At 59.4% G+C, this 24,437-nt stretch carries 22 protein-coding genes; 17 read left to right on the forward strand and 5 right to left on the reverse strand.

Features of this window, described 5'->3' with window-relative positions; all coding sequences use genetic code 11:
* Nucleotides 1-22: 22 nt before the first annotated feature.
* The gene (locus VN622_02235) at nt 23-1,795 is read right to left on the reverse strand and encodes a hypothetical protein (GenBank protein HWR34671.1); all 1,773 of its coding nucleotides are present in this window, start codon (nt 1,793-1,795) and stop codon (nt 23-25) included.
* Between the two features lie 238 nt (nt 1,796-2,033).
* Here VN622_02235 and VN622_02240 point away from each other — a divergent pair, with 238 nt between their 5' ends.
* The 7 genes from VN622_02240 (at nt 2,034) to VN622_02270 (ending at nt 8,426) form a co-directional block, all read left to right on the forward strand.
* A complete protein-coding gene (locus tag VN622_02240; GenBank protein HWR34672.1) occupies nt 2,034-3,332 on the forward strand; it encodes an MFS transporter in 1,299 nt (432 codons plus the stop codon).
* Between the two features lie 289 nt (nt 3,333-3,621).
* Nucleotides 3,622-4,227, forward strand: a complete 606-nt coding sequence (locus VN622_02245) for a sigma-70 family RNA polymerase sigma factor (GenBank protein HWR34673.1) — start codon at nt 3,622-3,624, stop codon at nt 4,225-4,227.
* A gap of 101 nt (nt 4,228-4,328) precedes the next feature.
* Entirely contained in the window at nt 4,329-4,952 is a 624-nt protein-coding gene (locus VN622_02250; GenBank protein HWR34674.1) for a hypothetical protein, read from the forward strand.
* A 56-nt stretch (nt 4,953-5,008) separates the two neighbouring features.
* Complete coding sequence (locus VN622_02255; protein HWR34675.1) at nt 5,009-5,863, forward strand: DUF4097 family beta strand repeat-containing protein; 855 nt, start codon at nt 5,009-5,011, stop codon at nt 5,861-5,863.
* A gap of 106 nt (nt 5,864-5,969) precedes the next feature.
* The gene (locus VN622_02260) at nt 5,970-6,515 is read left to right on the forward strand and encodes a shikimate kinase (GenBank protein ID HWR34676.1); all 546 of its coding nucleotides are present in this window, start codon (nt 5,970-5,972) and stop codon (nt 6,513-6,515) included.
* A 17-nt stretch (nt 6,516-6,532) separates the two neighbouring features.
* Nucleotides 6,533-7,285: a hypothetical protein gene (locus tag VN622_02265; GenBank protein HWR34677.1), complete on the forward strand. Its 753-nt coding sequence runs from the start codon at nt 6,533-6,535 to the stop codon at nt 7,283-7,285.
* A gap of 118 nt (nt 7,286-7,403) precedes the next feature.
* Complete coding sequence (locus VN622_02270; GenBank protein ID HWR34678.1) at nt 7,404-8,426, forward strand: AI-2E family transporter; 1,023 nt, start codon at nt 7,404-7,406, stop codon at nt 8,424-8,426.
* 18 nt (nt 8,427-8,444) lie between these two features.
* Here VN622_02270 and galT read toward each other — a convergent pair whose 3' ends face one another.
* Complete coding sequence (gene galT, locus VN622_02275; GenBank protein ID HWR34679.1) at nt 8,445-9,449, reverse strand: galactose-1-phosphate uridylyltransferase; 1,005 nt, start codon at nt 9,447-9,449, stop codon at nt 8,445-8,447.
* Nucleotides 9,450-9,688: 239 nt separating this feature from the next.
* Between galT and asd the strand changes: the two genes are divergently transcribed.
* The 4 genes from asd to dapA all read left to right on the forward strand — a co-directional run bounded on the left by asd (nt 9,689) and on the right by dapA (nt 13,999).
* Entirely contained in the window at nt 9,689-10,741 is a 1,053-nt protein-coding gene (gene asd, locus VN622_02280; protein ID HWR34680.1) for an aspartate-semialdehyde dehydrogenase, read from the forward strand.
* 118 nt (nt 10,742-10,859) lie between these two features.
* Nucleotides 10,860-12,233 (forward strand): lysine-sensitive aspartokinase 3, encoded by a 1,374-nt coding sequence (lysC, locus tag VN622_02285; protein HWR34681.1) that lies wholly within the window; start codon nt 10,860-10,862, stop codon nt 12,231-12,233.
* 29 nt (nt 12,234-12,262) lie between these two features.
* A complete protein-coding gene (locus tag VN622_02290) occupies nt 12,263-12,943 on the forward strand; it encodes a dihydrodipicolinate reductase C-terminal domain-containing protein (GenBank protein ID HWR34682.1) in 681 nt (226 codons plus the stop codon).
* A 153-nt stretch (nt 12,944-13,096) separates the two neighbouring features.
* Nucleotides 13,097-13,999, forward strand: a complete 903-nt coding sequence (gene dapA / locus VN622_02295; GenBank protein ID HWR34683.1) for a 4-hydroxy-tetrahydrodipicolinate synthase — start codon at nt 13,097-13,099, stop codon at nt 13,997-13,999.
* Between the two features lie 191 nt (nt 14,000-14,190).
* Here the strand turns inward: dapA and VN622_02300 are convergent, their stop codons facing one another.
* Nucleotides 14,191-15,258, reverse strand: coding sequence for a glycosyltransferase (locus VN622_02300; GenBank protein ID HWR34684.1), 1,068 nt, complete (start codon nt 15,256-15,258; stop codon nt 14,191-14,193).
* A gap of 77 nt (nt 15,259-15,335) precedes the next feature.
* On the reverse strand, nt 15,336-16,208 hold the full coding sequence (locus VN622_02305) for a PIG-L family deacetylase (GenBank protein HWR34685.1): 873 nt from the start codon (nt 16,206-16,208) through the stop codon (nt 15,336-15,338).
* A 19-nt stretch (nt 16,209-16,227) separates the two neighbouring features.
* On the opposite strand from VN622_02305, the gene VN622_02310 reads away from it, so the two are divergent.
* The gene (locus tag VN622_02310; GenBank protein HWR34686.1) at nt 16,228-17,064 is read left to right on the forward strand and encodes a 2,3,4,5-tetrahydropyridine-2,6-dicarboxylate N-succinyltransferase; all 837 of its coding nucleotides are present in this window, start codon (nt 16,228-16,230) and stop codon (nt 17,062-17,064) included.
* Between the two features lie 54 nt (nt 17,065-17,118).
* Nucleotides 17,119-18,513: a cation:dicarboxylase symporter family transporter gene (locus VN622_02315; protein ID HWR34687.1), complete on the forward strand. Its 1,395-nt coding sequence runs from the start codon at nt 17,119-17,121 to the stop codon at nt 18,511-18,513.
* Nucleotides 18,514-18,524: 11 nt separating this feature from the next.
* Here VN622_02315 and VN622_02320 read toward each other — a convergent pair whose 3' ends face one another.
* Nucleotides 18,525-19,214, reverse strand: a complete 690-nt coding sequence (locus VN622_02320; protein HWR34688.1) for an EcsC family protein — start codon at nt 19,212-19,214, stop codon at nt 18,525-18,527.
* A gap of 98 nt (nt 19,215-19,312) precedes the next feature.
* Between VN622_02320 and VN622_02325 the strand changes: the two genes are divergently transcribed.
* The 4 genes from VN622_02325 (at nt 19,313) to VN622_02340 (ending at nt 24,403) form a co-directional block, all read left to right on the forward strand.
* Nucleotides 19,313-20,989 carry a ribonuclease J gene (locus VN622_02325; protein HWR34689.1) on the forward strand — a complete coding sequence of 559 codons (1,677 nt, stop codon included), beginning with the start codon at nt 19,313-19,315 and terminating at the stop codon, nt 20,987-20,989.
* Nucleotides 20,990-21,118: 129 nt separating this feature from the next.
* Entirely contained in the window at nt 21,119-22,516 is a 1,398-nt protein-coding gene (locus VN622_02330) for an alpha/beta hydrolase (GenBank protein HWR34690.1), read from the forward strand.
* Complete coding sequence (locus VN622_02335) at nt 22,470-23,363, forward strand: threonine/serine dehydratase (GenBank protein ID HWR34691.1); 894 nt, start codon at nt 22,470-22,472, stop codon at nt 23,361-23,363. Before VN622_02330 ends, VN622_02335 begins: the two co-directional genes overlap by 47 nt.
* Nucleotides 23,364-23,467: 104 nt before the next feature.
* On the forward strand, nt 23,468-24,403 hold the full coding sequence (locus VN622_02340; protein HWR34692.1) for a hypothetical protein: 936 nt from the start codon (nt 23,468-23,470) through the stop codon (nt 24,401-24,403).
* Nucleotides 24,404-24,437 lie beyond the last annotated feature (34 nt).

Below are 24,437 nucleotides of genomic sequence, written 5' to 3' on the forward strand. Positions count from 1 at the left end.
TTGCAAATCTTCAACTCGCGACTCAACGTTCTTCGCGGTCTTCCTGCATCATCATCATGCTGGCGCCGCTCTTGGTCTGCGACATCACAGTGATGTTTCCTTGCGAGACGCCGAGTAGCGAGTTTGCCAACCCTATCTGGACTATGGTGCGAATGTCGTCATCGGGAATTTCCTTCAGCAGGCCTTGCGCCCAAGGTGGCGAGATTCTCACTGCGGACGCGATCATCGAGCGCCAGCCGTTGGTAGAAGGCCAGTAGGCCTTCATCGCCGTGTTTGGATCGTCAGCGTTGACATCGGTCTTGTAAACCTTTTCGGCCAGCGCAATGCCCTTCTCGATGACCTTCTTTGCGTCTTCCGTCTCATTCAATTGCAGGTACATTCCTGCGACATCGCGCAACTGCATAATCTGGTCGTCTGGCTGTAGCGGAGCCATTGCGTCCAGCGCCTTACCCAGTGCGGCGCGAGCTACGCTGGAATTCTTCTTCAGGGTGGCGCGCGCAATGCCGAGGAGCGCGCTGGTTTTTTGACGGGGATCGCTTAACGCACTGGCATTGGCGAGGGCGTCCTGCGGATGCTCGTCAGCGTCGGCCACGATTTTCGATGCTCTCTGCATTTCGACTGGGCTCGGCATGGGTCTACCGGCACCTGGCCCACCAGGTCCGCCGCGTCCTGGGCCACCGGGTCCAGGGCCGCCTGGTCCGGGGCCGCCACTGGAGACCATAAAAGATGTTCCACCGCCAGCTTCGCGCCGGCGTTCACCGCTGTCGGGACGCGATGTTTCCGGCGCAACGCCGCCCAGCCCTTGCGGATACCTATCGAGCAGCGTCTGCAGGTTTTGCTGATCCTTCAGGAGCTTTTCCGCCTGGCGTTCATCGAATTCGCGGATGATCGGCAAGAGTTGGAACAGCCTGTACTCGTATTGCGAGTTCAGTTGAGCCGCTCCCTTTGCGGACGCGATGCTGATCTTCGACTTGTCCTCGCCCTTCTCGTCCTGCTTCTTCGCATTCGAAAGCAGCACATCGATGGCCTGCTGCACCAGCACGGGCGGGAGCTGCTTGTAATAGGACGTGACGAGCGCGCCGAAGTCGCCTGGACCGATTCTGGACATGCCGGTGTGCTCGTGATCGCGGAAGCTGCTGAGTGCATTGGTGAATAGTTGCTGAATCTCAGCTGACTGCTCAGGCTTCATGCGCGCCATGACGCGGTTCACCGCAGCGTACGGAATCTCCTGCTCCTGTCCTATCCGGTAGATCATGTCGATGGCGCGGTCGAGTTCGTTGTTCTTTTCGTAGTACGAGAGCAATGCGATCAACACGCGTTCGCGGACGTCGAGATCGACTTCGGAGAGCAACTCGTCCACGCGTTCCGCTGTGATGGGCACCATCGTATTCAGAATCTGCTCTTGAAGGGTTCTCTTGGCAGTGCTGCGGGGGCGAGAATCGCCTGTCTCCATACTTCGCGCCGAAGTCAGGGCATCTTCGAGCAGGGCAAGTGATTTCTTCCTGTTCGCCGCCTGGTAGGAGCGCGCCAGTTGCAGCAAGGCGTATGCTCGCGAGCCAGGGTCTTCAATGCCGCGAGCCTGGCCCTCGGAGGATTCGAGCATCTGCATGACATTCTCGCGTTCTTCGGCAGAGAGCTTCTTCGCCGGAGGCTCGACGCTGCGGCGGCGCTCAGGCTGCGCGCCAACTCTTTGCTCGGTTTGCTGTATGCGTTGTTCCTGTGCGCTGAGCACACAACTCGCCAGCAGGATGACGGCAAACACGGCGAAAGTTTTTCTGGAAAACACTCTTTTCATAAGAAAGCCTCCAACGAAATTGCCGCCCCGGAACGGATCAACATACTTTACGCGCAGTTACGCTTGCCGCATAGACGCGAGCCTATGCCGAGCGTGAACAACGTGGCAGAGCGAAAGAACCCGTATCCGCGCTCTACCGCTGCCTAGCCGCGCGGCGCGGCATCTGCTATCGTTCAGCCTTCACGGTGAGAGCTGTTGCCACCGTGCGCTTTGCAGACCAAGTGAAAGGGTCTCCCCGATGGCCGAAGCTTACATGCCGAGCCAGCGTCCACAGCCCAGCAGAATGTATCGCTGGCTGGTGCTGATCTTTATCAGCCTTGCGATGTTTGGCAACTACTACGTTTACGACAGCATTGCGCCAATTGCCGACTTGCTGAAGTCGCAGTTGGGCTTCAGCGACGTGATGATTGGCAGGCTGTACTCCGTGTACAGCTACGCAGCGGTCGCAACCTTGCTGCTGGGCGGCGTCATCATCGACCGATTCGGCACGAAAAAGGCCGTCATGCTGTTCGGCGCGGTCTGCACCGTTGCCGGCGTCTTGACGGCGATTTCGCCTAACTTCTACGTGATGCTGGCTGGACGGCTTCTGCTGGGATTAGGCGCCGAATCGTTGATTGTGGCGGTCACGACGGCGCTGGCGAAGTGGTTCAAGGGCAAGGAGCTGAGCTTCGCCTTCGGCATCAACCTGACCGTGGCGCGGCTGGGATCGGTTGCGGCAGACAATTCTCCAACCTGGGCGGGACGCTGGTATAGCAACTGGCATGATCCGCTATGGGTCTCTGCCGTTATCGGCGGCTTCTGCCTCCTGGGGGCAATTGTCTACTGGATGCTGGAGAGTAACGCCGAGCGCAAATACACGCTTGGTGAAGCGGGGTCCACTGACAAGCTGGTTTGGCGCGACTTGCTTCGCTTCAATCGCTCGTTCTGGTACGTGGTGGCCTTGTGCGTCACTTTCTACTCCGCCATCCTGCCATTCCGCGCATTCGCCATCAAGTTCTTCCAGGAAGGACATGGATTGTCGCGCGAAGCTGCCGGCGGGCTGAACAGCCTGCTGCCGCTTTCGGCGATGATCGCCACGCCGCTGTTCGGTTTGCTGGTGGATCGGATCGGACATCGCGCCCTGTTCATGGCCGTGGGCTCCCTGCTGCTGACCCCGGTCTTCGTGATGATGATTCCTGCGCTCCACTTGAGTCTCTATCTCCCGATTGCGTTCGTTGGAATTGCGTACTCGATGATCCCTGCCATCATGTGGCCATCGGTGGCATACATCGTGGACGAGCGCAAACTGGGGACGGCATATGCACTGATGACTCTGGTACAGCAGCTTGGCGTGGCGGGCATGAACGAAGCGATTGGCAGAGCGAACGACGTGTACGGAGCGGGCGCCGCCAATCCCTCCGGCTATAACCCAATGCTTTACACGCTATCGACGCTCGGCTTCTTAGGGCTCCTGTTCTCGTTCCTGCTCTGGAAGACCGAAAAGGGTCCGAGCGCGCACGGACTTGAGACCATTACGGCCGGTGCGGCATCTAAGTAGTAGGGGCGCAAGGCCTACGGGCCGACCGGAGAACCTGCCGGTCAGCGCACCCGAGCTTTTAAATTGAGGCGCTCAGGCAACCAAAGTGGCTGCCGAACGCCTCTTTTATGTTGGCATCCAGTCTTAGGCCCGATCTCACCCCGAACGCCGGTACTGCCGACGTAGGCCGCGGACCCACGGTGAATACAACGTACCTCGTAACGATGCACCTCGTAGCCCGGGGACGCTCAAGTACAACGAACAGCTACACTGGCCGCATCTCACCAGATAGCGACCTGACAAGGGCGATTTGACACAAGCGAAGAAAATTCTGGCTTCCGGTATCTCTGAAGCGGAGGCGATCGAGAGAGCCAAGCAAGGAGACGCCGAATCGTTTGAGGCGCTGTATGGCCTGCACAAACGGCGTGTGTACTCACTCTGTCTCCGAATGACCGGGAACACTGCTGAGGCGGAAGACCTTACGCAGGAAGCATTTCTCCAGCTCTACCGGAAGATCGCGACCTTCCGGGGCGAATCCGCCTTTTCGACGTGGCTGCACAGATTGGCAGTAAACGTAGTACTGATGCACCTGCGCAAAAAAGGCCTTCCTGAGGTTTCGCTGGAAGAAACCATGGAGCCGCAGCAGGAAGATGGTCCGAAAAAGGACATTGGAGCGCGCGATAACGTCCTTGCCGGATCGATCGACCGCGTAAATCTTGAACGCGCGATTGAGAGCCTGCCCCCCGGCTATCGCATCATATTTGTGCTTCATGATATTGAGGGTTACGAGCACAACGAGATTGCCGAGATGATGGGCTGCTCCATCGGAAACAGCAAATCTCAATTACACAAAGCGCGCATGAAGTTGAGGGACCTCCTGAAGACCAGCAGAGCCGAAAAGGCCTTGAGGCGGTAAGGGAGGCGTGCCCCGGCGGCATGGCACGGCAAGCGAGTGAACTGAATGACACGACATTCCGAAGCGCCAGGCGACCGGGCGCGATATCGGGGAGAGAAGAAATGACCTGCGCAGAATTTCAGCGCGATTTGCCATACATTATCGATGGTGGCGGCACAGCCGCGCACGAGGAGCATCTGCGACTCTGCGCCGTTTGCTCCGACCTCGTTTCAGACCTCAGGTACATTGCCGAGCAGGCAAAGCTGCTGGTTCCCATGGAAAGCCCGAGCCCGAGGGTCTGGGACGGAATCTCTAAATCGCTTGAGCGGGAAGGCCTGGTGAAACCCGCCCAGGCAAGGAGGGGTCTTCTAGGACCCCAACGGTCCAGATGGGGATGGCTCCTGCCAATGACGATCCTTTTGCTGCTCGGCGTTGGCTTGTTTGTATATCGCAGTAAGGGGATGCGCTCCGCCGAAATCACAAACGCGCCGCTTGCGGAACCCGTGCCAGCGCCTACCGCCGCCGTGGACGAAGATGATCAGCAGGTGCTGCAAGCTGTCGCCGATCGCGACCCTGCGCTGCGACAGAACTACGAAGACAATTTGAACCAGGTCAACCTTTACATCAGCGACGCCAAGCAATCCTTGCAGGACGATCCCTCGGATGGCGAAGCTCGCCAATACCTCATGCAGGCGTACGAGCAGAAGAACATGCTCTACCAGATGGCGACCCGTCCCGCAGAATGAGCGACGTGAGCCCCCGGTTGCTGCGACGGCGCGCGAGCTGAGGGCAGGAGAGAGGCATGGGAAATAGGCTTACGGCTGCGAAGCTGGCTGTTGTCGCCCTGGCGTGCCTTGCTGCGATCCAGGCACCGGCTCAAACCCGTAAGGATTTCAAGTTCTCTGCCGCGCCCGGCGCGACCCTCACAATCGTGAACGAGTCCGGTGCCGTGACGGTGCGTGCATGGGCGGGACGCCAGGTAGCGATCGCTGCAACGACGTACTCCGATAAAGTCGAGATCGACCAGAACCAGTCCGGAACCCGTATTGAAGTTCGCACCCACCTGTTACAGCCCAAGCTTGACACAGACCAGTCACGTGTCGACTACGAGATTTCCGTGCCGCCGGATGTGGCCCTGAACATCCGTTCCTCAAATGGCCCCATTGCGGCCGAACGCATGCGCGGAGACATCAACCTTGAAGGCGACACCGCCCAGATTGACGTCCGCGAGTCCGGCTATGGTCATGTGCACGTGCGCACGATGGGCGGTCCAGTGCGGCTTGTGAACGTTGCGAACGCGCACGTTGAGATCACCTCCGTTTCCGGAAACGTGGAGCTTACAAACGTCGACGGTCCACGTGTGGAAGTGAACACCACGAACGGGAAAATCGCTTACTCCGGCGACTTCGGCCGGGAAGGTGATTACACGTTCACCAGCCACTCAGGCGACATCGATGTCACGTTACCGGCCAGCGCCTCGGTTGACATTACCGCGCGGTCGGTCAAGGGCAGCGTGCAGAACGACTTTCCTTTCCAGCCTAAGCAGCACACGTCCTTCGCTGCCAATACACGCGCTTTTGCCGGCACGTCCAACTCGGGCTCCTCTTCGGTTCAGCTCCGTTCTTTCAGTGGTACAATCCGCGTCAAGAAGCAGTAAACATCGGTTTACTGAGGCGTGAATGCCGGCTCCCATGGGTGCGCACATGGTGCGCACCAGGGTTTGTACTCTCGCCAAAGCTCGCAGAGAAGGTTGAGCGCTCAAAGTGTGTCCGGCGTCACAAGTCCGTCATCAGCGTCGCGTTGTATTCCTCGTCGGCTTCATGGGATCGGGCAAGACGACGGTGGGCGCTGCGCTCGCCGAACGCCTCGGCTGGCGCTTTATCGACCTGGACACCCAGATTGAAGCGCGCGAACAAAAGTCGGTGGCAGACATCTTCCAAGGCGGCGAACAGGCGTTTCGGCGCGCAGAGGCGGATGCGTTGTCTGCATTGCTAGGCGCGTTGAACGACGGCGACCCGACGGTGGTTGCGCTCGGCGGAGGTGCATTCGCGCAACCGCAGAACCAGGAACTGCTCGGGAAATGTGGCGCACCAATAATCCATCTCGACGCATCCGCGGACGAACTTCTCGAACGTTGTCGCATGGCCGGGCCGGAGCGCCCTCTGTTCAGGGATGAATCACAGTTCCGCCTGCTATACGAAGAACGGCGGCCGCACTATCTGCAGGCGACCTTTCACCTGCAAACGACCCGGAAGAGCGTCGCCGAAGTCGTTCGGGAGCTTGAGTCTCTTGTGGCAGAACTGGCATGATGCAGCGGAGGTTTCACTTGGGTAAGCGCAGAATAGTCCTGGTATTAGCTCAGATGTTCGTGGTCCTCTTCGCTCTGTGTGGCGTTACCGCGCTGTTCGGAGCCGACAAGAAACAGCGTGCGGAGAGCCCGGTAGTGGACTCTGGTTCGTTCGGTATATTCGTTGGCGGACGCCGTGTCGCGACGGAGACATTTACGATCAAGCAACAGCCGGACGTCAGCATCGCCACCTCTGAACTGAAGGTGGATGACGGCAAAGTCAAGGCGACCCAAACCTCGCGGTTGGAACTCACGCCGAGTGGCACGCTCCGGAAATATGAGTGGCGCGAACTCAGTCCCGGGAAGTCGCAAGCCACGGTCGAACCCAGCGATCAGTTCCTGGTTGAGCGCACGGTCGTGAACAACAAGACCGTCGAGCAGCCTTTTCTCGTCCCCGCGAGCAGCATGGTGCTCGACGACTACTTCTTCTCTCACCGGGAAATCCTGGCGTGGCGCTATCTCGGAAGCACATGCAAGGTGCCGCCGGGCGGCACATCCTGCGAATTGCCCAAATCGCAGTTTGGCATCGTTGTCCCGCGCCAACGCACAGCAGCCATGATCAGCATCGAGTTCAAGGGACGGGAGCAGGTCAACATTCGCGGACAGGAAATGCAACTCAGCCGCTTCAATCTCGAGGCCGATGGCGGAAACTGGGCAATGTGGCTCGACAGCAATCACAAACTGATCCGCATCGTGATCGACAGCGACGGTACCGAAGTCGTGCGCGACTGATTGGGGTACAAAGCTCACGGGGGATGCGCAAACAACAATTACATCCAGATCAGCTTGCATCCAACAGGACGCAGATGACTTCGCCCGCAGCCTGGGCTAACATCGTGCCCCTAACCCTATGGCCACTCAACACCGCTCAGATATCCTGTTCACATTTTTCGTAGCTATCCTGCTCGCGGCCGCATGGCACGTTCGCAGCGTGCTGCTACTCATCTACATTGCGGGATTGTTCGCCGTCGTTGTCGGACCTGGCATCAAATTCGTCCAACGCATGCACGTTGGCCGCTGGCGTCCAGGGCGAGGAGTGGCCACACTGTCCCTGCTCGCTGCTGGTTTCGGGGTGCTGACGCTTTTCTTCGTCTTCGCCATTCCACCCATCTTCCGTGACATTCAGGCATTCTCCACTGATCTGCCTGGCAAGGTGTCACGCGTCGTTGAACGCGTGCAGCACTTGCCGTTCGCGCAGGGAGTTGATCCGTCGTCGCTGCAGGGCTATGTTGCGAATGCCCTTGGCGGGGTCCTTGGCGTGTTCAAGGGCGTGGCGGGAGGTGTAGCCGGATTCTTTAGCTGGCTGGTCCTGACCGCCTACTTCATCATCGGCGGTGAGCGCGCGTTTCATTGGACCCTGTCGCTGTTTCCGCAGGAACTACGCCCGAAGCTTGAGTACACTGCCGTTGTCGCAGAGCGCCGCGTAAGCAGGTGGCTGCTGGGACAGCTCACGCTCATGCTCATCCTCGGCACTTCTTCGATGATCGTTTTCTGGGTCCTGGGAGTGAAATACTTCTATGCGCTCGGCGTCTTTGCAGGAATCACAAATATCGTTCCTATTGTTGGGCCGGTAATCTCTGCGGTGCTGGCGGCGACCGTCGCCGCATTCGATTCGTGGACGAAAGCCGCCGTCGTAGTGATCTTTTACTTGATATACCAGCAGGTCGAGAACGCGTACCTGACGCCGCGCATCATGAAATCCACGGTCGATCTACCCGCGCTTGCGGTGGTGATCGCACTGGCGATTGGCGGCACGCTGGCTGGCATTCTAGGCGCACTAGTGGCGGTGCCTACGGCGGCCCTGATCGCGGTGATCCTGGATGAGTACGTGGTCAAAAGCGATACCGCCGCAACCGCGCCACACGGCAGATGAGGTGCGCCGCAGCGCGCCTCATCGATGGACAATCGGCAAGTTGCGCAGGAATTCCGCAGCGGCCTCCGGCAACACGGTGTTGATGAACATGCCGGAGCCCAACTCAAAGCCGGCGACGCGCGTCAGTCGCGGGATGATGCTCAGGTACCAGTGGTAGTACTTCACACCCACGTTTTCAGCGGGTGCGGAACGAATGGTGTAGTTATAGTCGGGATTCTGAAGCCCTACATAAAGCTTGGCCAGAACGGTGCGCAGCACTCGCCCAAGGTCTGTCACTTCGAGATCGTTGATCGCACCGAAGCTGGCCATGTGGCGGCGCGGATAGATGTGTGTAGCAAACGGCGTTGGCGACGCGAACTGCTCTAACGCCACGAAGTGCTCTGTCGCGACCACAACCCGCGTTTCTTCTTCCAACTCCTCGTTGAGCACCTCGCAGAAAATGCATTCGCCGAACTCGTCATAGTGGCGAAGCGCCTCGTAAATCCGGTTGCGCACCTGGTGCGATATGACAGGCGTCGCGATCAACTGCGAATGCGGATGCTCCAGGCTTGTGCCCGCTGCGAGACCGTGATTCTTAAAGATCGTCACGTGCGTGACCCGAAGGTCCTGGCTGACCTGCAGATAGCGCTCGCGGTAACAGCGCAGAATGTTCGCCACATGCTCGTCTGATAAAAACGCAGTGTTGGCGTTGTGGTCACGCGCTTCGACGATAACGTCGTGGATGCCGACACCATTCATCGTTCGGTGCGACCGCGAGATTACGCGCCTCGGTTCTCCCTCGCGCGCCAGAGCCGCAAACTTGTTCGGAATGACGCGCAACTGCCAAGCGCCATCCGGGCCGTCCATGTGACACACCTCGGGAGGCGCAAGGCGCTCGTTACCCGGACAGAATGGGCAAGCCGCGACATAACTCGGCAAGGGCTTGACTTCGTGTAGGATGGCCATCTCTTCCGGACGCTTGGCTCGTTCGGTGGCGATGATTACCCATTCCTTCGTGAACCGGTTCTGGCGTAGTTCCGGCATGTTGCCTCCGTGTACTGGGAACGCATCAACCTGTCGCCGCGGAGCATACCAAACCTGAGGGCAAAGGCGCAGAATCGCCGGACAGGCAGGTGCTGCGCCCCGAACTCTTACGACGAACGTCCTGTCCCGAAAGAACTGCGCCCGTCGCCTCGCGACAGGTGATATAAATTCTGAATACCCCTTTGCCTGCGCGCGCCTAAGTGTATTCGCAAGCCGCGTAGTGTTTGGATCATAAGTTGATGCAAAAAAAGATTTCTGTCGGCATTCTTGGCGCTACCGGTATGGTGGGCCAGCGCTTTATTCAGCTTCTCGAAAATCACCCTTGGTTTGAGGTGGCGTGGCTTGCCGCCTCGGAACGCTCGTCAGAAAAGCCCTACGCCGAAGCCGCCCGCTGGAAGATGCGCACGGCAATCCCTGCGCGCATTGCCGGAATGAAGCTCTCGCCGGCCGCGCCGGACCACGCGCCGAAGGTGATCTTCGCCGCGCTCGACGCAGATATCGCTCGTGATCTTGAGCCGCAATTCGCCGAAGCCGGTTGCGCCGTCATCTCGAACTCCAGCGCTTTCCGCATGCACGAGAACGTTCCGCTGGTCATTCCCGAGGTAAACGCCGATCACCTGAAACTGATCGACAAACAGACCTGGCGCAAACAGTCCGGCGGGTACATCGTGACGAACCCGAACTGCTCCGCCATCGGACTGGTACTCGCGCTCGCACCGCTGCATAAAACGTTCGGCATAGAAAAAATTTTTGTCACAACCATGCAGGCCGTGAGCGGCGCAGGATACCCGGGCGTCGCTTCACTGGACATCCTCGGCAATGTCATTCCGTTCATCAAGAGCGAAGAAGAGAAGATGGAAGCCGAGACGCGCAAGTTGCTCGGCAAACTGCACGGTGCTGCCGTTGAACAGGCGTCGTTTGGAATGACTGCGCACTGCAACCGCGTTGCCGTAGAAGACGGCCACACCGAATCTGTCTCGATTGAATTCAAGAGAAAGGCGACAGCCGATAGCATGATCGCAGCGTGGAATGACTTCCGAGCCGTTCCACAGGAGCTGAAACTGCCACACGCGCCGGCGCAGCCGATCTTCTACGATGTTCGTCCGGATCGTCCGCAGCCGCGCTTCGACGCGGAACGCGGCAATGGCATGAGCGCCAGCGTTGGACGCCTGCGTCCGTGCGGCTTGCTCGACTGGAAGTTCACCGTGCTGTCGCATAACACGATTCGCGGGGCCGCCGGAGCAGCCATCCTGAACGCTGAGTTGCTCAAGGCGCAAGGATACTTCAGCTAAATGCGATCCGTGGTCAGACATATCCGTAATCAGACTTTACGTCTCCGCGTTCAGCGTGGCATGAAGTTGGAGCTGAGGGCGGAAGTCCGCAGCTAAAACGAACCGAGAAGCGCATTCCATGATTGTGATGAAATTCGGCGGCACGTCCGTCGAAAATGCCGAGGCTATCGACCGCGCGTGCGCCATTGTGAAGGGCAGAGCCGCGCGGCGTCCGGTCGTTGTCGTAAGCGCAATGGCCAAAGTGACGGACACGCTACTTGCCATGGGGCGCGCCGCCGGCGCTAGCGACCGGGAGAAGGCGATCGAACTCTCGCGAGGACTGCGCGAGCGTCACTACAACACGGCAAGCGAACTGCTCAGGACGGCCGTGTTCACCCAGTTCCACGAAATCCTGGAATGTGAGTTTGATTCGCTGGATGAGCTCCTGCGGGGCATATCGGCCGTCGGAGAACTGACGCCGCGCACGTCCGACTACGTAGTGGCTTATGGCGAGCGCCTCTCCAGCAAGCTGGTGACTGCCGCATTCTCCGCGCGCGGGCTGAATGCGACACTGGTGGATGCGCGTCAGGTCATGATCACCGACGCGCAGCACACGCGCGCCATCCCGCAGGTTGACACTGTCGACGATCGCGTACAGACAATCATCAAGCCGCTGCTCGACGAGGGCCGGATTCCTGTGATGGGCGGTTTCATTGGCGCAACGCGTGACGGTGTGCAGACAACCATCGGACGCGGCGGGTCAGATTTTTCGGCTGCGCTGATCGGCTCCGCCCTCAACGCCGAGTCCATAGAGATATGGACCGACGTGGATGGCATGAAGACGACCGATCCGAACATCTGCCCGGACGCGCACCGGATCAAGGTCATCAGCTTCGAAGAGGCCGCCGAACTGGCCTACTTCGGGGCGAAGGTGCTGCACCCTGCGACCGTTCTGCCTGCGGTGCAGAAGAATATCCCTGTGTACGTTCTCAACTCGCGGAATCCGAAGAACGAGGGCACGCTGGTTGTCGCAATCGCGCCCAAGTCGAAGAGTATCTTCAAGGCCATTGCCGCCAAGAAGCGCATCACGATTGTCGATGTGGTCGCGGCTCGCATGTTGATGGCGCACGGATTCCTGCGCACAATTTTTGAAGTGTTTGATAGGCATCGCTGCCCGGTCGACGTGGTCTCGACTTCGGAGGTCAGCGTCTCACTCACCGTCGACTCCAACGAAGCGATTCCCGCCATCGCCGCCGACCTGGAGAAAATTGCCGACGTGAAGTATTCCGGACGCAAGGCAATCGTCTGCCTGGTGGGCGAGAATATTCGCGAAAAGCCAGGCATCGCGGGACAGGTTTTTTCGGCCATCGAGGACATCAACGTCCGCATGATTTCGCAGGGAGCGTCGGAAATTAACATTACGTTCGTCATCGACGAGGCCGATGTGCCGGAGACGGTCCGCCGCCTGCACCAGCAGTTCTTCGCCAATCCAGACCCGGAGACGTTCGATTAGCCAGTGCCTCGAGAGAACAGGAAAACGCCATGAACTTCGTCCTTGTGGGTGCGGGAAAGACAGGATCGCTTGTCGCGGAAATTGCGCGGGAACGCGGACACAACGTGCGGATCGTGGAACAGGAAGAGAATGAGAACGGCGCTGCGCTGACTCGCGAGTCGCTCTCCGGCGTAGATGCCGTCATTGACTTCACAACGCCCCAGGCCGTTATCGCCAACATTGAAGCGTGTGCTCGTGCGGGCGCGAACATGGTCGTCGGCACTACCGGTTGGTACGAACACATTCCGCAGGTGAGGCAACTCGTCTCCACGAGCGGCACGGGATTCATCTTCGCCTCGAACTTCTCTATCGGCGTGAACCTGTTCTTCCAGATGGTGCGCACGGCCGCTGCGGCGATGAAACACAACTACGAAGCGACCATTCTCGAACGGCATCACGTTCACAAGAAAGACTCTCCGTCAGGCACGGCGGTGACAATTCAGCAGATCATGGAGCAGCACGGCGGCAGCAAGGTTGAGATTGCGTCGATTCGCGAAGGCGAAACGGTTGGGATGCACGTTCTCATGCTCGATTCCCCTGCCGACAGCATCATGCTCACGCACGATGCCAAAAATCGTCGCGGCTTCGCCGAAGGTGCGTTGCGGGCGGCTGAGTGGATTGCCGGACGCCAGGGCTTCTACGAGTTCAAGGACATCTTCGACCAGTTGTAGGGCTGTTGTGCGTCGCTTCGGACTCTCCGTCCTGCTTCGGTGTCGTTCCTGCGACCCGAAGATGCTCCAAATCGACATTCCCCGTTTTCGGGCCCATGGCCGGATTTCTCGCGACAGCTTAGAATGGTCAAAACTTCCAGCGGGGTAAGGTTAATGAGACTGCGTGGATGCGGCACCGCAATCGTTACGCCGTTCAAGAACGATGGCTCGATTGACGAAACAGCGCTGCGTAATCTGGTTGCGTGGCAGGTTGAGTCCGGCATCGACTTCCTCGTGCCCTGCGGCACTACGGGCGAAACGCCGACGCTCACGCGAGAAGAGTGGCTGCGCGTCATCGAGGTGACAATCGAGGTAGTCGCCGGGCGCGTGCCGATCCTCGCCGGAGCCACGTCCAATGCGACCCGCGAAGCGGTGGAGCGCGCACAAACCGTCGCGCGCATCAGGGGCGTGGATGCCATCCTGACCGCCTCGCCGTATTACAACAAGCCCACGCAGGAAGGCCAGTACCAGCATTTCAAAGCCATCTCGGAAGCAGTCGACAAGCCGCTCGTTCTCTACAACGTCCCAGGACGCACGGCGGCAAACATCGAGCCTGCCACGCTGGCGCGTCTGGCAGAGTTGAAAAACGTTGCCGCAGTGAAGGAAGCCAGCGGCAACATCTCGCAGATCGCCGATGTGTTCAACGCTGTTCCTGAGGGATTCCTCGTCTTCTCGGGAGATGACGCCATCACGCTTCCGGTAATTGCGCTTGGGGGCGTCGGAATCATCTCCGTTGCGTCGAACGAGATTCCGAAGGAAATGGCCGAGATGACTCGCGCCGCGCTTGCGAACGATTGGACGACGGCGCGCCGCCTGCACCGCAGATATCTGGCGCTGATGCAGGCCAACTTCATCGAGTCGAACCCGATGCCGGTGAAAGCCGTGCTCGCCATGATGGGACGCATCGAGGAGAACTACCGCCTGCCCATGTTGCCAATGCGCAAGGAGACTCGCGCGAAGCTCGAAAAGATTGCCGCCGAAGCGGGGCTCATCAGGAGCAGCAGCACGGCGCAATAGCAGGTTGGCGACGGAGCAGCAGCAGCTCGGCGTTGATGAAATGGTCCTTCGACTCCGCGACTTAGCCGCTCCGCTCATTAAGACAACTTGTGAGTATCCTTCGACTCGGGCTAACGCCCTCGCTCAGGAGGACCTTTTTTCAAGGTGTTTCTCACATGCACGACTTTGTCAGCAATCTACGCCCACTAAACTCAACGCTGCTGTAATACACCCTTTTCCGAGTCGGCACACACCTGTTCGTAGATCGCCTCGTACTGGCCGGCCATGCGACTCGAAGTGAAGTGTTCCTCCACTCGCGCGCGGCAAGCCTCTGGCCAGATGCAGTCCAGGTCATCGAGCGCAGCGAGCATATCTTCCTTGCTGCGGACAGCGTACCCGGTCACGCCGTGGTCAACGATTTCAGACAGAGCGCCGTGTCCGAACGCCACAACTGGCGTGCCACACGCCATGGCCTCCATGGCGACGAGCGAACTCGTTTCGTGCGCTTGCGTTGAGATCAGCAGTGCCCTCGCGTGTCGCAGCAGTTCAACTTTCTCTTCGAAGCTGGGCGACTCCACGTAGCGAACAGGGCTGTCCGCGTTCTCGATGCGGGGCTTGATCTTGCGCTCGAAGTACTGCTGGTGGTAAGAGAAGGGATATACCTGCCCGGCGATGACCAACGGCACCCGCGCGCGTTGCGCCACCTCGATTGCGATGTGCGGCGCTTTCTCGGGACAGATACGGCCCAGCCAGAGCAGGTAGTTCTGCTTCCCTGGCGTCAGAGGAAACCGCTCGACAGCAATACCGTTGGACACCACGCCAACCATGCCTGGCAGGTCCCGGAATTCGCAAGCTTGCGAACTGGAAACGCAGTTGAAAAACACGTTTGAAGCCAAGGAGCGGAACAGACTTTCCGGATAGAAGCTGCGCGGCAGGTGGAGGGTCACAAGCACGGGCCGATTTATCTTTGCGGCGTGCTGCCAGAAGTGGCCGCTCTTGTCATGAACAAGGTCGAATCCGTTTTCGCCGGAGAGGAAGTTGATAACCTTGCCGGCGTGGTCGGCCGCGCGCTCCTCAAATGCATCGTGGTGCTTCGGCGCGTATCCGGTCGCGAGGAGTTCGCCGCTGACGCTTGAACCATCGCACGCTGCAACGCTCGTTCGCCAGCCGCGAGCGTTCATCTCGCGCTCCAGCGACCACAGCATCTGCTCGGCACCGCCACAACTGGCGTCGCTCACGGGCAACATGGGATACGAGATATATAGAACGGAGCGTTTCATCTAGGTCGCCTGCTGCGCCAGCTACTGCGCAACTTGGACTCGATCACGGCAGCTCAGGTTGCATCCAGAACTGGCACTCACGCGTGCCGCCGTCTGCGCAATCCGTGGGCCCGCAGAAAATCCGCAAAGCTTGCGCACACGTCGGCTCCGGTCATCGGCCATTGCCACGCCTCGTAATTCAAGCGTCCCTCGTGCGGCGGCTTCGAGTAGTCGTACTCAATTTGCGGACGAAACACCTCGCGTGCAATGTCAAAGACCTGGAGGAAGTCGCCTTGCGTCTTGTACTCGGCGGTCATGGCGCGTTTGCGACGAAGTTCGCCTGGGGTAAGCCGCAGATCAATCTCGCCACCGCTCGTCCCGATAAAAGTCTGCGTGCCGAGATGGCGATGTTCTTTGCCCGCCAGTTCTACCCGGTGGTAAAGCGGCGCTTCCCAGGCAGGCAGGTCATAGTCGCGGGCCAGTAGCGACGTGAGAAAGCTGCATGCGTCGTGATCCGGATGTCCGCCCTCATAGGCCAGCGTGAGCAGCGCGTCGGGCCGCACCCGCTCAATCACGGCCGAGAATCTTCCGAACGCCTCCGGCAGATCGCGAAAGAGTTCCTGGTCCACCAGGACTCCGCGCAACTCGGGCGCGTCGGCCAGAAACTCCATCTGGTGTACGCCAACGTGAGCAAGCGCGCGCCGGGCCTCCTGTTCCCGCAATGCGGCGTAAGTTTCGCGCGAGCCATAGCTCTTCCAGAAGTAGCGGTCGCGCGGCGCGCCGTCCGTGGCAAACACTACGTCCGGCTCGCGAATGCGTTGCAGCAAGGCTCCGCACGCAATACATTCATCATCCGGATGCGCAACCATGACGAGCGTGCGCCCCAGCAGTTGGTCCAGTTCCGCCATCGAGCTACTTGGATGCAACGTGGACCGGTCGCGCCGATCTCTCATGGTTTCGCCTGAGCGCATTCGATATACTCCCACCACAATGCCTGAATTGAGATACGAGATAGAACGCCTCTTCGCGTTAGGGGTAGAGGCCGCCAACGAGCACGGCGCACGCGCCATCTTCAGTGAATTTCGCGATGCCCTGACCCATGGACACGCTCGTGCCGCCGAGAAGATCGGCGGCACCTGGCAGACGAACGTGTGGGTGAAGCAGGGTATTCTGCTCGGCTTCCGTCTTGGAATGCTGGCGCCCGTAAACGAAGGCTGCGGGCTATCGTTCATCGACAAGGACACTTTCCCGGCTCGCCATTTTACGATCGAAGACCGCGTTCGCGTCGTCCCCGGCGGGTCGTCCGTTCGTGAAGGAGCCTACGTCGCGCCGGGCGTGATCTGTATGCCGCCCATGTATATCAACGTCGGCGCTTACGTTGACGAAGGCACACTGGTGGATTCCCACGCTCTTGTCGGTTCGTGCGCCCAGATTGGCAAGCGCGTGCACCTGAGCGCTGCGGCGCAGATCGGCGGCGTGCTTGAACCGGTCAACGCCTCTCCGGTGGTCATCGAAGACGACGTTCTCGTTGGCGGGAACTGCGGCGTTTACGAAGGAACGCAGGTGCGGCGCGGCGCAGTGCTGGGAGCGGGAGTGATACTTACGCGCTCGACTCCGCTGTTCGATGTGGCGAAGGGCGAGACATATCGCTCGTCGGGCGATCAGCCGCTCATCGTGCCGGAGAACGCCGTGGTCGTCGCTGGTTCGCGAGCAGTAACCAAGGGCAAGGCCGCTGAGTGGGGACTCTCTCTGTACACTCCCGTCATCATCAAGTACCGTGACGAGAAGACCAATCGTGGTGTTGAGTTGGAAGACCTGCTGCGCTAGTACGAAAGGGCCGTTGTGTCGCGCGGCCCGAACACCGATGCCTACGACACTTTTATGAAGACGAAAACTCTTTTCATAACAATCGCAAGCCTGACCGTCGCGGCAATCCTGACAGTAGTAAATCACTACCTGATTTCGATTCCGGGCGGCGTTCTGTTCGCTGCGCGCTGGGTTGCGATTGCATCGCTGATCGTCTATGCGATCTACAAGCGCTCGCTGACTACATGGATACTGGTTTCCATGGTTGTCGGCGCGGAAATTGGGCACGACTTCCCCGTCGTCGCACAGGACGGACACCTGAATGCTCGCGTCCTGAGCCTGATATTCCTGCGCATGATCAAGACGATCATCGCGCCGCTTATCTTCGCCACACTGGTAGTCGGGATCGCCGGCCACTCTGACCTGAAACAGGTCGGGCGAATGGGTGTGAAGGCGCTGATTTACTTCGAGATCGTCACAACGGTCGCGCTGTTTATCGGCCTCGCGGCCATCAACCTCAGCAAGGCCGGTGTGGGCATACAACTTCCGGCCAGCGCGCAGCACGAACAACTCACAGCCGTGAAGCAGTCCGCCTCAGACGTCATCCTGCACGTCTTTCCCGAGAATGTGGCGAAATCCGTGGCCGAAGGCCAGGTGCTCCAGGTCGTCGTATTCAGCATTCTGTTCGGGATTGCGCTTGCGATGCTGAGCGAGCAGCGCCGCCGCCCAATGCTCATGTTTTGCGAGAGCCTGTCCGAGACGATGTTCAAGTTTACGAACATTGTCATGCTCTTTGCGCCGGTTGGCGTTGGCGCCGCAATTGCGTACACGGTTGGGCACATGGGCCTGGGAGTGCTCGTAAATCTCTTCAAGTTGCTGGCGACGCTCTACGTGGCACTGATCGTCTTCCTGCTTGGAGTCCTGTTGCCGGTTGCGCTGATTGCGCGTGTTCCCCTCCGCAAGTTCCTGCGGGCAATCGCCGAACCGGTTTCCATTGCGTTTGCGACTACCAGTTCTGAAGCCGCACTGCCCCGCGCCATGGAGTCCATGGAGGCCATCGGCGTTCCGCGACAGATCGTGGCGTTTGTCATGCCGACTGGGTACAGCTTCAACCTGGACGGCAGCACGTTGTATCTGTCGCTCGCTTCAGTGTTTGTGGCGCAGGCGGCGGGAATCCACATGAGCTGGGGACAGCAGTTGATCATGGTCTTCACGCTCATGCTGACCAGTAAAGGCGTTGCCGGTGTGCCACGCGCTACGCTGGTCATCCTGCTGGGCACGGCAGCGTCATTCAATCTGCCAATCGAACCAATTTTCATCATCCTGGGCATCGACGAATTGATGGACATGGCGCGCACTTCGGTGAACGTTATCGGCAACTGCCTGGCAACCGTTGTGATTGCGCGTTGGGAAGGTGAGTTCGGCAAGGAGCAACCTTCACCCGTGGTGGAGGCTGCGCTCACGCAGTAAGCAGCCGGCGTTTAATCAGAGGGGAGTTGCGAGATCGTCGCGCGTTGGTAGGCCATTGTTTCGCGGAGGCGGATATGTTTCTCGCGGAAGTGGCTGGCGGCTCGCTCTCCCCACGAGCGGACGAAATAATAATTCAGTGCCGCGCCAATGGCGGAGCTGGCCAGTGGAATGACCCGGCCGGCCCACTTCTCGACGACCTCCGTGCTGGCCGAAACCGCGACCTTCTGAATCACGCGCGGCACGAACCGGTTCACCACGCCCCGCTCCAGCAATTCGCGACTGATGTCCACTCCAGCCGCGCTGGCCGCCGCCACCCATAGCTCGGCGATCTCATCGTCTGTATTGAACTGGAATCCGTACACCAGGCTGAGCTTCTGCACCGTTCGCATGGTGATGGCGGACAGGACACCCATATCCGGCACCAGCGTCAACAGGCCTCCAAGGCCGAATCCTGCGCCTTCAGCGGCGGCCATCTTCATACCGGCGCGGATGGTATCGGCTGCCACATCATCCAATTGCTCGATGCCAACCGAGAACATTCCCTCGTAGGTCTGTACGGGTAAGTTGTGGGCCATCCGAAGGTGCATGAGATACTCCTCCGGATCGACCTTGATGCTCTCATATGCGTGCGCGAAGCCATCCTTCAGCGCCGCTTCCACGCGACGCCTCAGCCATGACGAATTTTGAGCAGCTTCGGGCATAACTTTCTCATCAACAGTATAGTTCTGCCAGCGCCCCCAGGTGGTCCACTCCCTTCTAAACGTTCCACGACTGTGAGTGTGTGCTAGCATCGAGGTTTATGCCTACAGGTAAATTGCAAGTAGTGCCTCTGGGCGGTCTTGGCGAGTTCGGAATGAACTGCATGGCCGTTCGTTGGGGCGACGACATCATCGTCATCGACGCCGGACTCATGTTCCCTGAAGGCGAACTGCTCGGCGTTGACATTGTTGTTCCCGACATAACCTATCTCATTCAGAACCGCAATCATGTTCGCGGCATCGTTCTAACGCACGGCCATGAAGACCACATCGGCGCTCTGCCCTGGATCCTCAGCGAGCTAAACGTGCCTGTTTACGGCACAGAGTTCACGCTGGCCTACGTCGAAGGCAAACTGGAAGAACACGGTCTGCTCGACGACGCGATCCTGAACGAGATACGTCCCGGCGAGAAGTTCAAGCTTGGCCCGTTCACCATCAATCCCATACAGGTCACGCACAGCCTGGTGGATTGCGTAGCGTTGGCCATTCACACGCCGTTGGGTGTCATAATCCACACCGGCGACTTCAAGGTTGACCCCACGCCGACGGATAACAAGACCTTCGACCTGCACACCTTTGCCGAATACGGCAAGGAAGGCGTGCTGGCCTTGTTCCAGGACTCCACCAACGTGGAGCGCCCCGGATACACGCCGAGCGAACGCGCCGTGCGACCGAGGTTCCAGGAGATATTCGCGCGCTCCAAGCGCCGCCTGTTCATCTCCTGCTTCTCCTCATCGATCCACCGCATTGCGCTCGCGCTGGAACTCGCGAACGAGTACAACCGCAAGGTGGCCCTCGTCGGCCGGTCGTTGACGGAGTCGACCGAGATCGCGCAGGACCTTGGCTATATCGACGCGCCCGACGGACTTTTCATCAATCCCGGCCAGATCAGGGACTACGCACCCGACAAGGTTCTCGTAATGATCAGCGGAACCCAGGGCGAGCCCATGTCAGCCCTGTCGCGCGCTGCCGTTGATAACCACAAGCACGCGAAGATCGAGCCCGGCGATACCGTCGTTCTCTCGTCGCGCATCATCCCCGGCAATGAAAAGGCTATCTACCGAGTCGTCGATCACCTCTTCCGCCGGAACGCGCACGTGATTTACGAGGATGGCTCGAAGCCGCCTGTGCACGTCAGCGGACACGCCAGCCAGGAAGAGCTCAAACTCCTGATCAATCTGGTGCGCCCGCGCTACTTCATCCCCGTCCATGGTGAATATCGCCAACTGAAGCTGCATGCAGAGCTGGCAGCGTCGATGAAGAACGTTGTCGGCAACGTGATGATGATCGAGAGCGGCGACGTGCTCGAGTTCGACGAACTCGGCGCTCGCAAAGCCGGACAGGTTCACGTAGGTCGCGTCTGCATCGATTCGGGCTCTTCCAGTGCGACGGACGTCGTGGAAGACCTCGTCATTAAGGATCGCCGGCACCTGAGCGAGGACGGCTTTGTGCTGCCGATCATCGCCATTAATAAGCTAACCGGAGCGGTGGAAAGCTCGCCAGAGATCGTGATGCGTGGTTTCGCAGGCGCTCCTGCGGAGAACGGCTTCCTGGACGCGGCTCGCCATACGGTCATGCGGACGCTTGAACAGTCGAGCAAGGAAGAGATGGGCGACTACGGCGTCATCAAGGAAAAGATCCGTCAGGACCTGAAGCGCTATATCTCCAAACAGACTCAGCGCAGGCCGCTGATCATGCCGGTGATTTTGGAAGTCTAGGGCTTGAGTAACACATCAGGGAAGAAGGCACCCAAACCCGAGTGCCTTCTCTTCTTTTGTGAGTAGAAGATTTTCCGCTACCCACTAATCTTCTTCACATCCGGCCAGAACTCGGATAAAACGGCGTGCATGACTGGCCGTGCATCTTCGGCTCCCGCCCGGAACAGGGCGGGACGCGTTTATATACCTCTCCTCGCAATCCCCACCGTTCTTGTCGTTCTCATCCTCGGCACTTCACAATACCTGCGCGCCACCTTCTTATTGCTCCACATCCAGAATTCAGGTATGACTTCGGGCGTTACCAGCATCGGCATGTACGAGGTCGATGAAACGACGACGACGCTGGATGTCTCCGGCCGCAGTGTGCGAGCGCGCTTCTACATTCCGCGTGGCCTGCCGAATCCATCAGGACTCGTGCTCCTTCATGGCGTTCACCATCTCGGAATCGATGAACCACGACTCGTGAGTCTGGCTCGAACGCTTGCCGAAGAGGGCACTCTGGTTTACACGCCGGAACTGCCGGCCATTGCCGACTATACGGTTGACGCCACTTCGCAGCCAATCATCAATGCCGCCGTCAGCACACTCTCTGCCCAGCTTGGCGCCGAGCGAGTGGGACTGATGGGCCTGAGCTTCGCCGGTGGTCTAGCTCTTATCGCCGCAGCAGATCCCACCTGCGCGCCACATGTTGCCTATGTGGTTGCCATAGGCGCGCACCATAACTTGGAGCGTGTGCTGCGATTCTTCGCGACCGACCACGTGCAGGGACCGGACGGGGTCGACCACTCTCTGCCCGCACACGAGTACGGGCCGCTCGTGGTCGTCTATTCGCATACGGAAAACTTCTTTTCGCGAAAAGATGCGCCTGTGGCGCGACAGGCACTGCGATTGCTGCTGCATGGACGCACTGACGAATCGCGCGCCGCCGCATCCCGCCTCACGCCAACCGGCCGGGCGAGAATGGCTGACCTGTATGCCAAGCATCGAGACGCCTTTTCAGCAGAAATGCTTCGCGCATTGCCCGAGCACCGCCAAGAAATGCAAGCGGCCTCTCCGGCTGGCCGATTATCCGCGATCACCGTTCCCGTGCTCCTGTTGCACGGAGCGGGCGATACCGTGATTCCGGCAACTGAAACCGAGTGGATTGCCAGGGAAGTTCCTGGTGAGCGCCTTCGCGCTGTGCTGGTGAGCCCCGCAATCAGCCACGTCGATCTGGGCAAGGGTCCTGGATTTCGCGACAAGCTCGCGCTGGTGCGCTGGGTTTCCGCCTTGCTGGAAGTAGCCGAAGACGCGCCTAACGCGACGAGACACATACAAGTGCCAACGCCTTCTGCTATTGTTCACGAACAGACAGCGATACGATCTACTATCGACTATGGTGCCCCTCGAAGAAATCAGGCTGGCGCAACAACGCATACGCGGAGTAGCCGTCCGCACGCCCCTCGTTCGCTACTTCCCCACCACGGCCGGGCAGTCCTCGATGCCGAACGTGCAGGCGACCCCGCAGCAACTCTACCTGAAGCCTGAGAGCTTCCAGCCGATTGGCAGCTTCAAACTCCGCGGTGCCTATAACAAGATCGCTTCCCTGTCCGACGAGGAGCGCCGGCGAGGCGTGATCTCCTACTCCAGCGGAAACCACGCGCAGGGCGTCGCCTATGCTGCGCGAGCGCTCGGCGCCAGGTCGGTCATCGTGATGCCCCGCAACGCTCCCAAAATCAAGATGCAATCCACCGCCGCTCTCGGGGCGGAGATCGTAACCGTGGGTACCGCTTCAAGCGAGCGCCAGCAGAAAGCCGAGGATCTCGCGCGTGAGCATGGATATGTCATCATTCCGCCTTACAACGATCCGCAGATCATTGCCGGACAGGGTACGATTGGCCTTGAGATTCTGGAAGACATGGCCGATGCCGACCTCGTCCTAGCGCCCATTGGCGGCGGCGGCCTTATCAGCGGCATCTCGGCGGCAATCAAGCTGAGCGGCTCCAAAGCGAAGGTCGTCGGAGTGGAGCCCGACCTGGCGAACGATGCGCAGCAGAGTTTGCACGCGGGAGAGATCGTGCAGATTTCCGCCGAACGTGCCTCCAGCACCTTGGCCGATGGACTCCGCACGCAGAGTGTCGGCCCGCTAAACTTTGAGCACATACAGGCTTTTGTCGATGACATTGTTAGCGTGACAGAGCACGAGATCACGGACGCCATGCGCGCCATGGTGACCAGTGCGCGCCTCATACCCGAGCCCAGCGGTGCCGTTACGTTCGCGGCCTGGCTGTTCCACTCAGACCAACTGCCTGCTCACGGCAAGGTCGTAGCAATCGTCAGTGGCGGCAATTTGGAACCCAAGCTGCTCGCGCATGTGCTGTCCGATACTCAATAGGCGCAGCCGATGGCCGACCTTTTCGGCGCAATGGTGCTGCCCCGCAAGATGCCCGCTCGTGTCAGATTGCTCTCTGATTTAGAATTCGAAGCAGGAGAATTGCTTTGAAACTATCTCTCCGCCTCATCGCTTTTGTCGTTCTTGCCGCCATCTCCAGCTTCGCCGCCGAACGCGGTGTGATGATGCGCGAAGCCATCCTGTACCTCGCACCGAACACGACGAGTGAGAAGCTCGCAAACGTTGCCCGCGGGCGCGAAGTAGTGGTGCTGGAGCGTCCCAAGGGCTGGGTACACGTGCTCGCCACCATTAGCCAGACATTCGGAGCCGACCGCGACATCTCCGGCTGGATACAAGACAAGGGCATGATCACGGCCACCACGCCCAATGGTGATTCGTTGCTCTACGGCGAAGCGGTTGACAGCGAGAACGAAGCAAGCCGCCGCGGTGGACGCAAGAACGCCGCGCAGGATGCCATGCGGCTGTACGCGCGCACGGCTGAATACTTCCCCAACTCCGCTATTGCCGGCGAAGCCCTGTATCGCGCCGCCGACATCCGCTGGCAACTCGACAAGGACGAGAGAAGCTCGCGCTCTTCGGCGCGCAAGCGCGATCCCGGTGATCGCATTCCGATCGAAGAAGACGCGATGAAGCAGGTCATGAAGAAGTTCCCGCGGACCAAGTGGGCCGACCTGGCAGCCTTCCACCTCATCGATAACAAGCTCTGCGGAGACTGGCAGGCGCAGTCGAAGTGTCCCGAAAAAGAAGCCAGCGTTTACGAAGACTATGTGAAGGATCACCCGACTTCGCCAGCAGTGCCGGAGGCGCTCTACAACGCGGCTTTTCGTTATGGCGCTCTCGTGCAGTTGTATGGCATGGAGGGTCAGGCGTCCAAGATCAAGTCCGCTGAGGAGCGGGCCATCGCCACCGCTCAACGCGTCGCCCAGGTTCCCAACGTAAGTTCTGATTGGGCCGCACGCGCGCGCAGGCTCGCTTACATGGTCGAAAACAACATCCCGACCTTCGGCAACAATATCGACTGACTTAGGCAAGCGTGACGATGGACGGGCCAAGTCC

It is taken from the genome of Clostridia bacterium (genome assembly GCA_035561135.1).
GTDB lineage: Bacteria > Acidobacteriota > Terriglobia > Terriglobales > Acidobacteriaceae > DATMYA01.